Genomic DNA, 14,148 nt, shown 5'->3' on the forward strand with positions numbered 1-14,148 from the left:
TATTGGCGCTGGTTTGCGAAATTCTTGCGCCCGGACGTGCCAATTGCGGGCTTGCGGGTTACCAGTTGTGCTGTGCAGCGCGGGCACCGCGCGCCGTTTACGTCGGGCAGTCAGGCCTTGTCGCGGCGTGGCGACGTGGCCGCCGGACGCAACCGGTAGCGAACGAACCCGAGCCACACCAGGGCGAGCAGTCCCAGCATGAGCATGTCGAACACCCACCAGCCCGAATAGTGACTCCACATCGCGTTGTGATCGGCCAGCTTGTCGATCCGTCGCAAGTCCACGGTGGCTGCGGCGGCCGCAAAGCCCCATTGAGCCGGAATGAACCAGGAGACCTGGTCGTAACCCCAGGTACCCACCAGCGAGACGAGTCCGCCCGCGAACAACAGTGAGGCCAGCAACGCCGGGATCAATAGGGGCAGCACCTCGGCCATCGACTTGCCCAGCGAGGACAACGCGAGCCCCACGATCGCCGACACGACGGCCGTCGCCGCCACGGTGACGTACAGCTCGATGCCCGCTGCCAGTGGGGAAGTGCCGAACAGCGCCGCGCCATGCTTGGGCCCGCCTTTGCCTACGATCACGATGGCGGTCAGGACGGCGGCCTGCGCCGCGGCGATCAGGCCGAAGACGGCGAGTTTGGCCATCAGGTAGGCCGATGCCGACAGTCCGATCGTCTGCTCCCGCCGGAAGATCCGGCGTTCGGAGACCAGGCTCCCGATCGTCAGTACGGTGCCCATGAGGACCGCGGCGAAGTTGAGCGCGGCCAGGATCTCGATCGCTTCGTGCGCATTCGCCGACGACGGGCCGGACCGGCTCAACCCGGAATTCCCGGGGATCAGCAGCGTCAGCGCGCCGAGGGCGAACGGCAGCGCAAGCAGCAACAGCGAAAAGACGAGGCTGGCGGCCAGCAGCCGCAACTGCCGACGGGCCACCAGCCGGAACTGACGTTTGACGCCGGGCACGGGTGCGAGCCGCTGTGGTCTGGCGATCGACGGCGGCGTCGGCGAGACCGCAGCCTGTTGTCTGATCAGGAAGGCGTGGTGCGCGCCGTGCGGGTCCGCGCTGATTCGCCCGAAGATCTCCAGCCAGTCGGTGGTGCCCAGCGCCGAGTCGATGTGCGAGGGCGGCCCGGCGAACGCCAACTGGCCCGCCGGCGTGAGCAGCAGCACCTGGTCGCACATGTTGAGGTAGGCCGGCGACGTGCCGGACACCACCACCACGCAGCCGAGGTCGGCCTGGCGGCGTAGCAGCGCCATCACGTGGTTCTCCTGGACCGGGTCAAGCCCGGCCCCCGGCCCCTCGACCACCAGCAGCGACGGCCTGGTCAGCAGTTCGACCGCCAGCGACACGCACCGGCGCGCTTCGGGCGGCAACTTGGCGACCCGGGTCGTGCGATGCGGCGTGAGTTCGAGTTCGTCGAGGACCTGGTGCACGACCCGGTCACGGTTCTCCGGCGAGGTGTCCGGCGGCAGCCGCAGCTCGGCCGCATATGCGAGGGCGCGCTCCACGGTGAGCCGGGGGTGCACCCGGTTGTCGCGCGGAACCACCCCGATGCGCAGGCGCATCACGTCGGGCTCGGCGTGCGCGTCGTGACCGTCGACGGTCAGCAGACCCGAACTCACCGGCCGGCTGCCGGCGAGCAGACCGGTCAGGGCGAAATTGCGTGCCGCCGACGGCCCGACCACGGCGATCAGGGAGCCCGGGGGCGCCGTGAACGTCACGTTCGACAGCACCTCGCGGCCATCCACAGTGAGTCCCAGCTGATACCCGGCGACGCCGATGGTGCGCGCGCCCGGCAGCAGCGGCAACCGGCTGGTCTGGGGCGGGAGCTCGTCGGGTCTGTTGTCGCCGGGCAGCAGTTTCCGGCCCGCCTCGGTCATACGCTCGAGCAGGCCCGGGCCCGTGGCCGGGGCGTCGTCCGGTGCCGGCGGGGCGGCAGATTCGTCCGCCGGCACGTACCGGAATGGCCTGGTGGGTCGCTCCAGCGGGGAGTGCTCGACGGGGCCATATACGGCGGCGGGCTGGGCCGGGATGCTGGTCGTCGCGGGTTCTTCGACGGGCTGCGCCGGGATGCTGGTGGTGGGTGGGTCCGCCGGTGCGGCGGGGATGCTGGTGGTAGCGGGTTCCCCGATGGGTTGCGCCGGGATGCTGGTGGTGGGTGGGTCTGCCGGTGCGGCGACGGGCTGCGCGGGGATGCTGGTCGTCGCGGGTTCCCCGATAGGCTGCGCCGGGATGCTGGTGGTCGCGGGTTCGGCGTCGTGCGCCCGAACAGGTTGCGGCAGCGGAGTTTTCACTCCCAGCGGATCGGTGGTCGGGGGCGGGGCGTCGTCGGGTGCGGTGACCTCGAAGCGCAGCCGCGGCCCGCGCTGCGGGTCGCCGATCACAATCGTCTGACCGTCCCGGATATCGATGGTCGACATCCGCGCCCCATCCAGAAACAAGCCTTGATGGCTCTGATCGACGGCCAGCCAGTGGGTACCGGCGAAGCGCAGCACCACATCGGGGACGGGTTGTGTGTCGGGGCCGCCGGGGTCCAGTCGGACGTCGCAATGTCCGCCGTGCCCCACGATCACGTCGCGGCCCGGCGCGAAGACGTACCGCATCGATCCGACCCACACGGTCAACGGGGAGACGTCAGGGATGGCCGTCACCTTTCATCGTGGAGTGCTGACTCAAGTGTCTACCCGCTGAGGCGGTCCCTCCACTCGCAATGACCGGATCAGAGTGTGTGGCGGCCCGGTGTGGTAGCGGAGTTTTCCAGCAGACGCCGCAGCACCTCGACGGCTTCCGTCAGCACCTGACGGTCGCCGGCGTCGAGACGGGCCAGCTGCGGTGCGATGGCGGCGGCCCGGTCCCTGCGCACCGCGTTGAGCGTGTGAACACCATTGGGGGTGATCTTGATACGGACCGCGCGGGCGTCACCGGGGTCGATGGTCCGGGACACCAGCCCGGCATCCTCGAGCCGGCGCACCTGAGTCGTCATCGTCGGCTGGGAACAGTGGTCCACCGCGGCCAGGTCGCCGATGCGGGCTTCCCCCTGGGCCTCGATGGTTGCCAGCAGCCGGGCTTGCGCCGACGGCAAGGGCATCTGGATCCGCTGGGTGGCCAGCCGGTTCAACCGCGCGACCACTGCCAACAGGTCGGCTCCCAGACCGTGCGCGACGTCAGCGTCTTTTGCCGCGGCGGACGAAGTCATACATCCATCGTTGCATAGCTTTGCTATGCGAGACCAATCGTGAAAGGCGTCACCCCAAATGCCCGGCGGCCCGTGTGCTGGTCACCCTGCGACGAGCGGACCTGGCAGAATCGGTCGAGTGAGCGAGACCGGGCCACCCCCTTCGCGCGCTCGGGGTGGACCGCTGCGACCGAGTGAACTGGCGCAAGCATCGGTGATGGCTGCGCTGTGCGCGGTGACCGCCATCATCTCCGTCGTGGTGCCGTTCGCCGCGGGGCTCGCGCTGCTCGGCACCGTGCCCACCGGGTTGCTGGCCTACCGTTATCGCCTGCGCGTGCTGATCACCGCGACGGTCGCGGCCAGCGTCATCGCCTTCATCATCGCCGGCGGCGGGGGATTGATGGGCGTCATCCAGAGCGCCTATATCGGAGGGCTCACCGGAATCATCAAGCGGCGGGGACGCGGCACGCCCACCGTCGTGGTTACGTCGGTGATCGCCGGCCTGGTGTTCGGCGCCGCCAACGTCGGGATATTGATGGTGCTGACGCGCCTGCGGCACCTGATGCGCGACGCGATCAGCGCGAACGTGAACGGGCTGGCCTCGTTCTTCGGCCGGGTCGGCTTGCAGGATGCCGGGTTCTGGCTCAAGAAGCTCTACGCCGGCGCTCTGCACTACTGGCAGCTGGTCCTGCTCGGCGCGGTGGCTCTCGGGGTCGTCTTCATCTCCCTGATCGGGTGGTGGGCGCTGTCCCGCCTGCTGGAACGGATGCGGGGCATCCCGGACGTGCACAAGCTGGACGCTCCGCAGGGCGATGTCCCCGACGCCACCGTCGGCCCGGTCCCGGTGCGGCTGGACCACGTGCGATTCCGCTACCCCGGAGCCGGCCAGGACGCGCTGCGCGAGATCAGCCTGGACATCGGCGAGGCCGAACACGTCGCGATCACCGGCGCCAATGGCTCCGGCAAGACCACGCTGATGCTGATTCTGGCCGGCCGGGAGCCCACGTCGGGCACGGTGCAGCGGCCAGGGGCGGTGGGGCTGGGCAAGCTCGGCGGCACCGCCGTCGTCCTGCAACATCCCGAGAGTCAGGTGCTCGGCACCCGCGTCGCCGACGACGTGGTCTGGGGGCTGCCGCCGGGGACCACGACCGACGTCGAGAAGTTGCTGCGCGAGGTGGGACTGGAAGATCTGGCCGAGCGCGACACGGGCAGCCTTTCCGGCGGTGAACTGCAGCGCCTGGCGCTCGCGGCCGCGCTGGCCCGCGAGCCCGCCATGCTGATTGCCGACGAGGTCACCACCATGGTGGACCAGCAGGGCCGCGAGGGCCTGCTGAATGTGTTGTCCGGCCTGACGAAACGGCACAAGACGGCGTTGGTGCACATCACGCACTACAACAACGAGGCCGAATCTGCCGACCGGACAATCAAACTCAGTGATTCCCCGGACAACTCCGGGATGGTGCAGCCCGCCGGAGACGCGCAGCTGCCGACCGTGGGAGTGGGCGGAACACGCAGCGGGTCGACGCTCGAACTCGTGGGTGTCGGGCACGAATACGGCATCGGAACCCCGTGGGCCAAGACGGCGTTGCGCGACATCAACTTCGTCGTGGAACAGGGCGACGGCGTGCTCATCCACGGAGGCAACGGCTCGGGCAAGTCGACGCTGGCGTGGGTGATGGCGGGTTTGACGACCCCGACGAGTGGTGTCTGCCTGCTCGACGGCCGCCCCACCGACGAGCAGGTGGGCGCGGTGGCACTGTCGTTCCAGGCGGCACGGCTGCAGTTGATGCGCAGTCGCGTCGACTTGGAAGTGGCGTCAGCGGCCGGTTTTTCGCACAAGGACCGCGACCGGGTCATCTCGGCACTCGGCGTGGTCGGACTCGACCCTGCGCTGGCCGGCCGCAGCATTGACAAGCTCAGTGGCGGCCAGATGCGCCGGGTGGTCCTGGCCGGGCTGCTCGCCTGCAAGCCGAAAGCCCTGATTCTGGACGAGCCGCTGGCCGGCCTGGACGCCGAAAGTCAGCGCGGCCTCCTGCGCCTGCTGGAGGATCTGCGGCGGGAGCGGGGTCTGACGGTGGTGGTCATCTCGCACGACCTCGTCGGGATGGAAAGCCTCTGTCCGCGCACCCTGCACCTGCGTGACGGTGCTTTGCAGCCGGCCTCAACGTCCGGCGTACGACCGGGGGGCGTGGCGTGACGACGACGTCTCATCCGCGGCAGCGAGAGAACCGCCGACCCGGTCGCCCGGTGGTGTTGCTGGTTCCCATTCCCGGCTCCTCGCCCATCCACGAACTGTGGGCCGGGACGAAACTGTTGGTGGTATTCGGCATTTCGGTGCTGCTGGCGTTCTACCCGGGTTGGGTGACCATCGGGTGCGCCGCGGCCCTGGTGCTGGCGGCGATCTGGATCGCCCGTATCCCGCGCGGTGCGCTGCCGTCGATACCCCGCTGGCTGTGGATCGTGATCTTCATCGGTGGTTTCACCGCGGCGCTGGCCGGCGGTGATCCGCTGGTCTCGGTATCCGGGCTTGAGCTAGGACTCGGCGGTTTCCTGAATTTTCTGCGGATCACCGCGCTGACACTGGTGCTGCTGGCGCTGGGCGGCCTGGTGTCCTACACCACCAACGTCGCCGAAATCGGGCCTGCGGTGGCCACTTTGGGCCGGCCGCTGCGGCTGCTGCGGCTGCCGATCGACGAGTGGGCGGTGGCACTGGCGTTGGCGTTGCGCGCCTTCCCCATGTTGATCGACGAGTTCCAGGTGTTGTACGCGGCGCGGCGGCTGCGGCCGAAACCGGTGCCGCGCAGTCGCAGAGAGAAGCGCCAGCAACGCCGGATGGAGGTCATCGACCTCCTCGCGGCCACCATCACCGTGACGCTGCGCCGCGCTGACGAGATGGGCGATGCCATCACCGCGCGCGGCGGCACCGGTCAGTTGTCGGCCCACCCGCGGCGGCCCAGGCTGGCGGACTGGCTGACGATCACGACCGCCGCGCTGGTCTGCGGCGCGGGTGTGGCGATTCAGACGATCCTTTCCGCGCACTAGTCGATCACGGCCGCATCCGGTCGATCAGGTTCGAGAGCACCACGATGCTTTCACTGCGCTCGATGTCGGCGCTGGATCTGATGCGTTCCAGCGCGGTCTCCAGGTGCCGCATGTCCCGGGCTAGTACGTGCAGGATCGCGTCGGATGTGCCGGTGACGGTGGCTGCGCTGACCACCTCGGGGATGTCCACCCACGCCTCGCGCAACTTCTCCGGCGCAATCCGGCCGTGGCAGAACACCTGGACATAGGCCTCGGTGTTCCAGCCGAGCGCGTTGTGGTCGACGACGGTGGTGAAGCCCCGGATCACCCCGCTGTCGAGCATCCGGTCGACGCGGCGCTTGACCGCCGGTGCGGAGAGGTTCACTTTCTGACCGATCTCGGCGAAGGTGGCCCGGGCATGCTCGGCCAGTTCGACCAGGATGCGCTCGTCCGTGTCGTCCAGTCGGTCCATACCACACCTCCGTCAGTCGTATGCGCAACAGATCGTCACTGTGCGAAGCCTAGCGCAATAAATCAACGGTAAGTGCGCAATGTAGTTCGTTTGCTTGCGCCATAGCGGCCCCATAGCGTTGATATTTATGACGGACAACTATGTGGACGCCCGATTCGCGCCGGGGGCCCGGCACGTCACGGGGCGCGACCGCACTCCGACCGCCCGGCATTATGCGATGACACCGCCGACCTTCTTCGCCGTCGAATACGCGATCAACCCGTGGATGGACACCAGTACGCCGGTCGACGTCGGGCGCGCCACGGCCCAGTGGGAACGGCTGCGCCAAACCTATGTTCGGCTGGGCCACCGGGTCGATGTGGTCGAGCCCGTGGCAGGCCTGCCGGACATGGTGTACGCCGCCAACGGCGGTTTCGTCGCCCAGGAGGTCGCCGTCGTGGCCAGGTTCCGGTTCGCCGAGCGTGCCGACGAGTCCCGGGCCTACGCGAACTGGATGGCCTCGATCGGCTACCGGCCCGTGTCCACCCGTCACGTCAACGAAGGCCAGGGTGATCTGCTGCTGGTCGGCGATATGGTGCTGGCAGGCTACGGGTTTCGCACCGACCCTCGCGCGCACGCCGAGATCGCCGCTGCGCTGCGAATGCCGGTGGTGTCGCTCGAACTGGTGGATCCGCGCTTCTACCATCTCGATACCGCGCTGGCCGTGCTCGACGAGCACACCATCGCGTACTACCCGCCGGCGTTCAGCGAATCGGCTCAGACCCAGTTGCGGGCGTTGTTCCCCGAGGCCATCACCGTCGGCACCCCCGACGCATACCTCTTCGGGCTCAACGCCGTCTCCGACGGCTACCACGTTGTACTGCCCTCCGCGGCAACGGGATTCGCGCAACAGCTACGGGCGTACGGCTTCGAGCCGATCGGCGTCGACCTGTCCGAACTGCTCAAGGGCGGCGGCTCGGTGAAGTGCTGCACATTGGAGGTGCACTCGTGACCATTCTGGCGGACCTGACCGACACGGCCATCGCGCTGGTGGAAAGGCATGCAGCGCACAACTATTCACCGTTGCCGGTGGTGGCTGCCAGCGCCGAAGGGGCCTGGATCATTGATGTGGACGGCCGTCGCTACCTGGACTGTCTGGCCGCCTACTCGGCGGTCAACTTCGGCCATCGCCACCCCGAGATCATCGCGACGGCTCACGCCCAGCTCGATACGGTCACGCTGGTCAGCCGCGCCTTCCACTCCGACCGCCTCGGTCCCTTCTGCGCGGCCCTGGCCGAGTTGTGCGAAAAGGACATGGTGTTGCCGATGAATTCGGGCGCCGAGGCGGTCGAGAGCGGCCTGAAGGTCGCCCGCAAATGGGGCACCGATGTCAAGGGCGTCCCGGCCGGCAAAGCCAACATTATCGTGGCGGACAACAACTTCCACGGCCGCACGATCAGCATCGTCAGCTTCTCCTCGGATCCCGTGGCACGTGGCGGATTCGGCCCGTTCACCCCCGGATTCCGCTCCGTGCCGTTCGGCGACGCAACCGCCCTGGCCCGGGCGATCGACGAGCACACGGTCGCGGTGCTACTCGAGCCGATCCAGGGCGAGGCGGGCATCATCGTGCCACCGGACGACTACCTGCCCGCGGTGCGTGCGCTGTGCAGCGAGCACAACGTGCTGATGATCGCCGACGAGATCCAATCGGGATTGGCGCGTACCGGTTACACCTTCGCCTGTGACCGGTGGGGCGTGGTGCCCGACGTCTACCTCCTCGGCAAGGCGCTGGGCGGGGGCGTCGTCCCGCTGTCGGCGGTGGTCGCCGACCGGGACGTCCTCGGCGTGCTCAATCCCGGTGAACACGGCTCGACGTTCGGGGGCAACCCGCTGGCGGCTGCGATCGGCACCACCGTGGTGGACATGCTGGCACGCGGCGATTTCCAGTACCGCTCGGCCAGACTGGGTGCGCACCTGCACGAGGGGTTGAGTGCGCTGGTCGGTCATGGCGTGACGGCGGTGCGCGGCTTCGGGTTGTGGGCTGGTGTCGATATCGACCCGGAGCTGGGTTCCGGTAAGCAGATCAGCCTGCGGCTGGCCGATCGCGGAGTGCTGGTCAAGGACACCCACGACTGGACGCTGCGGTTCGCTCCGCCGCTGGTGATCACCGCCTCGGAGATCGACTGGCTGGTGGGGCAGTTCGCCGCCGTGCTGCGGGAGGCCCATACTTAGCTGACACAGCGATGGGAGGCGCAGTTGCCGACTACTTCGATCCCCCTGCGGGAACAGATGCTGCGCCGCCGCCCGGTAGGTGGTGCGCCCGTCGCACAGGGGGCCGCTTCTGAGCTCAAACGCAGCTTCGGCACCTTCCAGCTCACCCTCTTCGGCGTGGGGTCGACCGTCGGAACCGGAATCTTCTTCGTGCTGTCCCAAGCGGTGCCCGAGGCCGGGCCCGGCGTGCTCGTCTCCTTTCTGGTGGCCGGCATCGCGGCCGGGCTGGCCGCGATCTGCTACGCCGAATTGGCCTCCGCCGTGCCGGTTTCCGGCTCGTCATACTCGTACGCCTACACCACCCTGGGCGAGGCGGTGGCCATGGTCGTGGCGGCGTGCCTGCTGCTGGAATACGGAGTGGCCACCGCGGCGGTGGCCGTCGGCTGGAGTGGTTACCTCAACAAGCTGCTGCACAACCTGCTGGGAGTCGAACTGCCACACGCCTTGTCGGCGGCACCATGGGACAAGACGCCACCGGGTGTCTCGCACGGTTGGGTCAACCTGCCGGCGGTCATCCTGATCGTCTTGTGCGCGCTGTTGTTGATCCGTGGCGCCAGCGAATCGGCCAAGGTGAACACGATCATGGTGCTGATCAAGCTCGGCGTGCTAGGTCTGTTCGCGGTGATCGCCTTCACCGCCTTCAACGACGACCACCTCAAGAACTTCGCGCCGTTCGGTGTCGCCGGCATCGGCACGGCGGCGGGCACCATCTTCTTCTCCTACATCGGCCTGGACGCCGTCTCGACCGCGGGTGACGAGGTGAAGGACCCGCAGAAGACCATGCCGCGCGCATTGATCTCGGCGCTGGTCGTGGTAACCGGCGTCTACCTGCTGGTCGCGCTGTCCGCGCTCGGCACTCAGCCGTGGCAGGACTTCGGTGCCCAGGAGAATGCCGGGCTGGCCACCATTCTCGACAACGTCACGCACAGTCGATGGGCCGGCACGGTGCTGGCCGCGGGCGCGGTCATCTCGATCTTCACCGTCACGCTGGTCACCATGTACGGCATGACCCGCATCCTGTTCGCGATGGGCCGCGACGGCTTGTTACCCGCCCGGTTCGCGACGGTGAATCCGACGACCATGACCCCGGTGAACAACACCGTCATCGTCGCGGTCGCCGCGGGACTGCTCGCGGCGTTCGTGCCGCTGGACAAGCTGGCGGACATGGTGTCCATCGGTACCTTGACGGCGTTCATCGTGGTGTCCCTGGGCGTGATCATCCTGCGCGTGCGCGAACCCGATCTGCCGCGTGCCTTCCGGGTGCCGGGATATCCTGTGACACCGCTGCTTTCGGTGCTGGCCTGCGGGTACATCCTGGCAAGCCTGCACTGGTATACCTGGCTGGCGTTCAGCGGCTGGATCGCGGTAACGCTGATCTACTACTTCGTGTGGGGCCGGCATCACAGCGCCTTGAATGAGAACCCGCCGTGAGCGTCGTCGTCGGATACCGGGCCGACAAGGTAGGCCTTTCGGGGCTGTACCTGGCGGTCGGCATCGCCCGGACACTGCAGACGTCGCTGACGGTGGCGACCATCGTGCCCAAGGGCTGGCCCACGCCGTCGCTGGCCCGCGTCGACGCCGAATACGAGCACTGGGCCGAGCATCTCGCCGAGAACTCCGCCAATGAGGCCCGGGCCTTTCTGTCCCCGTTGACCGAGGGGCTCAAGGTCAACTACCGGCAGTGTGCACACCGCTCGGTATCGACGGGATTGCTCGAAGTGGCCGAGGAGGTGGGCGCGGAGATGCTGGTGCTCGGCTCGCTGCCGAGCGTGCGGCGCGTGCAGATGGTGGTCGGTACCACCGCCGACTGGCTGCTGCACTCCTCGCCGGTGCCGGTGGCGATCAGCTCGCCCGGATACCACTCGACGACAGGCAGATTGACCCGCCTGACATGCGCCTACTCCGCGATCCCGCAGGCGGTGAGCGTGGTGCGCCAGTGCGCGGCGTACGCCGAGCGGATGGGAGTACCGCTGCGGGTGATGACCTTCGCCGTCCGGGGCCGGACGATGTATCCACCCGATATGGGACTGGACGCCGAGGACAGCATCCTCGAGGCGTGGGCGGTGCAGGCGCGCGACGTGCTGGAGTCGCTGAAGGCCGACGGCGTCGTGGGCAAAGACGTTGCACTGCAGGTGGTTACCGCGCGCAGCTGGGTCGAGGCGCTGCACAGCGCGGACTGGGTCGACGGCGAGATCCTGACGCTGGGCACGTCGCCGGGCGGCGATATCCGGCGAGTGTTCCTCGGCGTCCGCAGCGGCAAGATCATTCGCCACAGCCCGGTGCCGGTGCTGGTGCTGCCCGGCTGACGTCGCTAACGCGTCTCCACCCGGTAGACGTCGACAGGCTCCGGCAGTCCCTTGAGCTGGTGTGCGCCAAGGCTTTCGAACAGCAGCCCCGAGCCCGCCGACAGATCGCGGACGGTGCGGCTGGCGAGCACCTCACCGGACCCGGCCATCGCTCCGATGCGGGCGCCGATGTGAACCGCCAGGCCGCTCCACTCCTCGCCTCGCCGCTCGCACTCACCGGTATGGATGCCGGCGCGGATCGGGATATTGCGGGCGGCGAGGGCGGGCACCAACTGCAGCGCGCAGCGAGCCGCCTTCGTCGGCGCATCGAACAGCGCGAAAATTCCGTCGCCGGTGTGGCTGACGCGTGTTCCGCCATAGCGCGCGAGCAGGCTGTCCACCACGCTGTCGTGGCTGTTGAGCTGGTGGCGCCATGCCGCGTCGCCCACCGCGCTGAGTTTCTCCGTCGAACTGACGATGTCGGTGAACAGCACCGTCTTGAGGACCCGCTCGTCGGCCGGAGCGCCTGAGGTCTCCGTGAAGAACTCGTTGGCCGCTGCACCCAGCTCATCGAGGACGTCGAAGGGGGTGTGCGGGCCCGGCGACAACAGGTCGAAACGGGCGTTGGGTATGCCGGCGGCGAGTGCCGCCGCGGATTCCACCGGCACCAAGCGATCACCGTGACGAGCCAGAACCAGGGTCGGCACCTGCACGGCGCCGAGAACTGCACGTACGTCGGTCTCCATGAACGCCTGCCACCAAAGCTTGGCCATCGAAGGACTGGACACCGAACGTTGTAGCTTGCCGAACAGTTGCCGGACACCGGAGACCTCGGCAGCCGTCCCGTAGAAAATCTCGGCCAATGCGCCTCGGCCCCAGTCTCTTTCGACTTCGTCGAGCTGGGATTGCACCTCGGCGGGGGAGAACCCCCACGGATAGTCGGGCGCATCCTGGGAAAAACGGGCGGCGCTGCCGAACAACCCGAGCCGGCTGACCCGATCGGGGTGGGTGGCGGTGTACAGGATGCTCACGGCGCCGCCTTCGCTGGTACCGAACAGGCTGACCCGCTCGATGCCCACCGCTTCGACTATCGCGGCGAGATCCTCGACGCGTTCGTTCAGCGACAGCAAGTGTGTCGCAGGATCGGAGATGCCGCTGCCGCGCCGGTCCCACACGACCAGGCGCATCTGCTGCGACGTCAGTTCGATGGCGCGCAGGTAGGGACTGTCGGGTTCGTCGATGGTGTCGACGTTGCCGACCACCCACCCCGGCACCCAGATGAGCGTCGGACCGGATTCGCCGAAGATCCGGTACGCCAGGCGCACGTCGCCGTTGCGGGCGTAGCGCACGCCGTCGTCACTCATACGGAGATGGTGGCACCTCGCGGGTCCGGGAGAGTAACACGGGTTCGCGACTGAACAGATCACCAAATTCATGCATCAGTTGAACAAATCAGCTGATATGTTCATTGCAGCAGACGACGACGTCCGCGGCCAGACGATGACGGAGGAGGTTCGCGATGGCGAACATGGTGAAGCTGAATACCGGCGGTGACGTCGCGGTATGGCGGGACCGGAAGCGATACCTATGGCCCCTTGGCCTGATCCTTCCGACGTCCCTGCTGGCGGCCGTCGGGATGGCCTGGCTATTCGGCCGGTTCGGATGGACCGCTGCCACGCCGGTGCTGTGGTGGGTCGGACCGATTCTGCTCTACGTGCTGTTGCCGATTCTCGACACCTTCTTCGGCGCCGACGACCAGAATCCGCCCGACGACGTGATCGAGTACCTGGAGAACGACAAGTACTACCGGTACTGCACTTATGCGTTCATACCCCTGCAGATGGCCAGCCTCGTCGTGGCGTGCTACCTCTGGTCGGCGCACGACCTGAGCTGGCTGGGAATCAGCGGCGGCCTGGGCCTGATCTCCAAGATCGGGGTCATGGTGACGATGGGTGTGATCGGCGGGGTCGGCATCAACACCGCGCACGAAATGGGCCACAAGCGCGAGGAACTGGAGCGCTGGCTGTCCAAGGTGACGCTCGCCCAGACCCTCTACGGGCACTTCTACATCGAACACAACCGCGGCCACCACGTCCGCGTCTCCACCCCGGAGGACCCGGCCAGCGCACGCTTCGGTGAGAGTTTCTGGATGTTCCTGCCGCGCAGCGTCTTCGGCTCGCTGAAGTCGGCATGGGAACTGGAGAAGACGCGGATGCAGCGACTTGGCAAGTCCGCGTGGAGTATTCACAACGACGTGCTCAACGCGTGGGTGATGTCTTTCGTGCTGTTCGGCGCGCTGACGGCCGCTTTCGGATGGCAGGTGTTGCCGTTCCTGATCATTCAGGCGGCCTACGGTGCGTCGCTGCTGGAATCGGTGAACTTCCTCGAGCACTACGGACTGTTGCGGCAGAAGACGCCGTCGGGACGTTACGAGCGCTGCGCCCCGGTGCATAGCTGGAATTCCGACCACATCGTCACCAACGTCTTCCTGTACCACCTGCAGCGCCACAGCGACCACCACGCCAACCCGGTGCGGCGTTACCAGACCCTGCGCAGCATGGACGGGGCGCCGAATCTGCCGAGTGGATATGCCACGTTGATCGGGTTGACCTACTTCCCTCCGCTGTGGCGCCGGCTGATGGACCATCGCGTCATGGCGCACTACGGCGGCGACATCAGCCGGGTGAACGTCGATCCGCGCAAGCGTGACAAGGTCCTCGCCAGGTACGGAGCCTCTTGATGGCCGCCTATAAATGCCCTGATTGCGACTATGTCTACGACGAAGCTACGGGTGCGCCTCATCTGGGCTATCCGGCGGGAACCAGCTGGGACGACGTGGAGGATGGCTGGCGCTGCCCGGACTGCGGCGTCCGAGAGAAGTTCGACTTCAACCCGCGGCGCGCCCATTCGACGGCAGGAGCTGAGCCCGATGCGCAATAGTC

12 protein-coding genes are annotated in these 14,148 nt (G+C 67.5%); 8 read left to right on the forward strand and 4 right to left on the reverse strand.

Annotated features, from left to right (window positions below; translation table 11 throughout):
* Window positions 1-110 precede the first annotated feature (110 nt).
* The gene (locus QXH22_RS16670) at window positions 111-2,606 is read right to left on the reverse strand and encodes an ABC transporter permease (protein WP_306276902.1); all 2,496 of its coding nucleotides are present in this window, start codon (window positions 2,604-2,606) and stop codon (window positions 111-113) included.
* Between the two features lie 116 nt (window positions 2,607-2,722).
* Window positions 2,723-3,199: a MarR family winged helix-turn-helix transcriptional regulator gene (locus tag QXH22_RS16675; RefSeq protein WP_306276340.1), complete on the reverse strand. Its 477-nt coding sequence runs from the start codon at window positions 3,197-3,199 to the stop codon at window positions 2,723-2,725.
* A gap of 118 nt (window positions 3,200-3,317) precedes the next feature.
* Between QXH22_RS16675 and QXH22_RS16680 the strand changes: the two genes are divergently transcribed.
* Window positions 3,318-5,375: an ATP-binding cassette domain-containing protein gene (locus QXH22_RS16680; RefSeq protein WP_371934246.1), complete on the forward strand. Its 2,058-nt coding sequence runs from the start codon at window positions 3,318-3,320 to the stop codon at window positions 5,373-5,375.
* Window positions 5,372-6,220 carry an energy-coupling factor transporter transmembrane protein EcfT gene (locus QXH22_RS16685; RefSeq protein ID WP_306276342.1) on the forward strand — a complete coding sequence of 283 codons (849 nt, stop codon included), beginning with the start codon at window positions 5,372-5,374 and terminating at the stop codon, window positions 6,218-6,220. Before QXH22_RS16680 ends, QXH22_RS16685 begins: the two co-directional genes overlap by 4 nt.
* 4 nt (window positions 6,221-6,224) lie before the next feature.
* On the opposite strand, the gene QXH22_RS16690 is transcribed toward QXH22_RS16685, so the two are convergent.
* A complete protein-coding gene (locus QXH22_RS16690; RefSeq protein WP_306276344.1) occupies window positions 6,225-6,671 on the reverse strand; it encodes an Lrp/AsnC family transcriptional regulator in 447 nt (148 codons plus the stop codon).
* A gap of 127 nt (window positions 6,672-6,798) precedes the next feature.
* On the opposite strand from QXH22_RS16690, the gene ddaH reads away from it, so the two are divergent.
* From ddaH to QXH22_RS16710, 4 genes are read left to right on the forward strand one after another with little or no spacing between them, the layout of a single operon-like run.
* The gene (gene ddaH, locus QXH22_RS16695) at window positions 6,799-7,662 is read left to right on the forward strand and encodes a dimethylargininase (RefSeq protein WP_306248599.1); all 864 of its coding nucleotides are present in this window, start codon (window positions 6,799-6,801) and stop codon (window positions 7,660-7,662) included.
* Window positions 7,659-8,882 (forward strand): ornithine--oxo-acid transaminase, encoded by a 1,224-nt coding sequence (gene rocD / locus QXH22_RS16700; protein ID WP_306276346.1) that lies wholly within the window; start codon window positions 7,659-7,661, stop codon window positions 8,880-8,882. Before ddaH ends, rocD begins: the two co-directional genes overlap by 4 nt.
* Window positions 8,883-8,906: 24 nt before the next feature.
* The gene (locus QXH22_RS16705) at window positions 8,907-10,352 is read left to right on the forward strand and encodes an amino acid permease (RefSeq protein WP_306276348.1); all 1,446 of its coding nucleotides are present in this window, start codon (window positions 8,907-8,909) and stop codon (window positions 10,350-10,352) included.
* A complete protein-coding gene (locus QXH22_RS16710) occupies window positions 10,349-11,227 on the forward strand; it encodes a universal stress protein (protein WP_306276350.1) in 879 nt (292 codons plus the stop codon). Before QXH22_RS16705 ends, QXH22_RS16710 begins: the two co-directional genes overlap by 4 nt.
* A gap of 5 nt (window positions 11,228-11,232) precedes the next feature.
* On the opposite strand, the gene QXH22_RS16715 is transcribed toward QXH22_RS16710, so the two are convergent.
* Window positions 11,233-12,570: an adenylate/guanylate cyclase domain-containing protein gene (locus QXH22_RS16715; RefSeq protein ID WP_306276352.1), complete on the reverse strand. Its 1,338-nt coding sequence runs from the start codon at window positions 12,568-12,570 to the stop codon at window positions 11,233-11,235.
* 155 nt (window positions 12,571-12,725) lie between these two features.
* Between QXH22_RS16715 and QXH22_RS16720 the strand changes: the two genes are divergently transcribed.
* Both QXH22_RS16720 and QXH22_RS16725 read left to right on the forward strand, forming a co-directional pair.
* Window positions 12,726-13,946, forward strand: coding sequence for an alkane 1-monooxygenase (locus QXH22_RS16720; RefSeq protein ID WP_306248608.1), 1,221 nt, complete (start codon window positions 12,726-12,728; stop codon window positions 13,944-13,946).
* Complete coding sequence (locus tag QXH22_RS16725; protein ID WP_306248610.1) at window positions 13,946-14,146, forward strand: rubredoxin; 201 nt, start codon at window positions 13,946-13,948, stop codon at window positions 14,144-14,146. The genes QXH22_RS16720 and QXH22_RS16725 overlap by 1 nt, the downstream gene beginning before the upstream one ends.
* Window positions 14,147-14,148 lie beyond the last annotated feature (2 nt).

The organism is Mycobacterium sp. TY814 (assembly GCF_030755175.1).
Taxonomy (GTDB): Bacteria; Actinomycetota; Actinomycetes; order Mycobacteriales; family Mycobacteriaceae; genus Mycobacterium.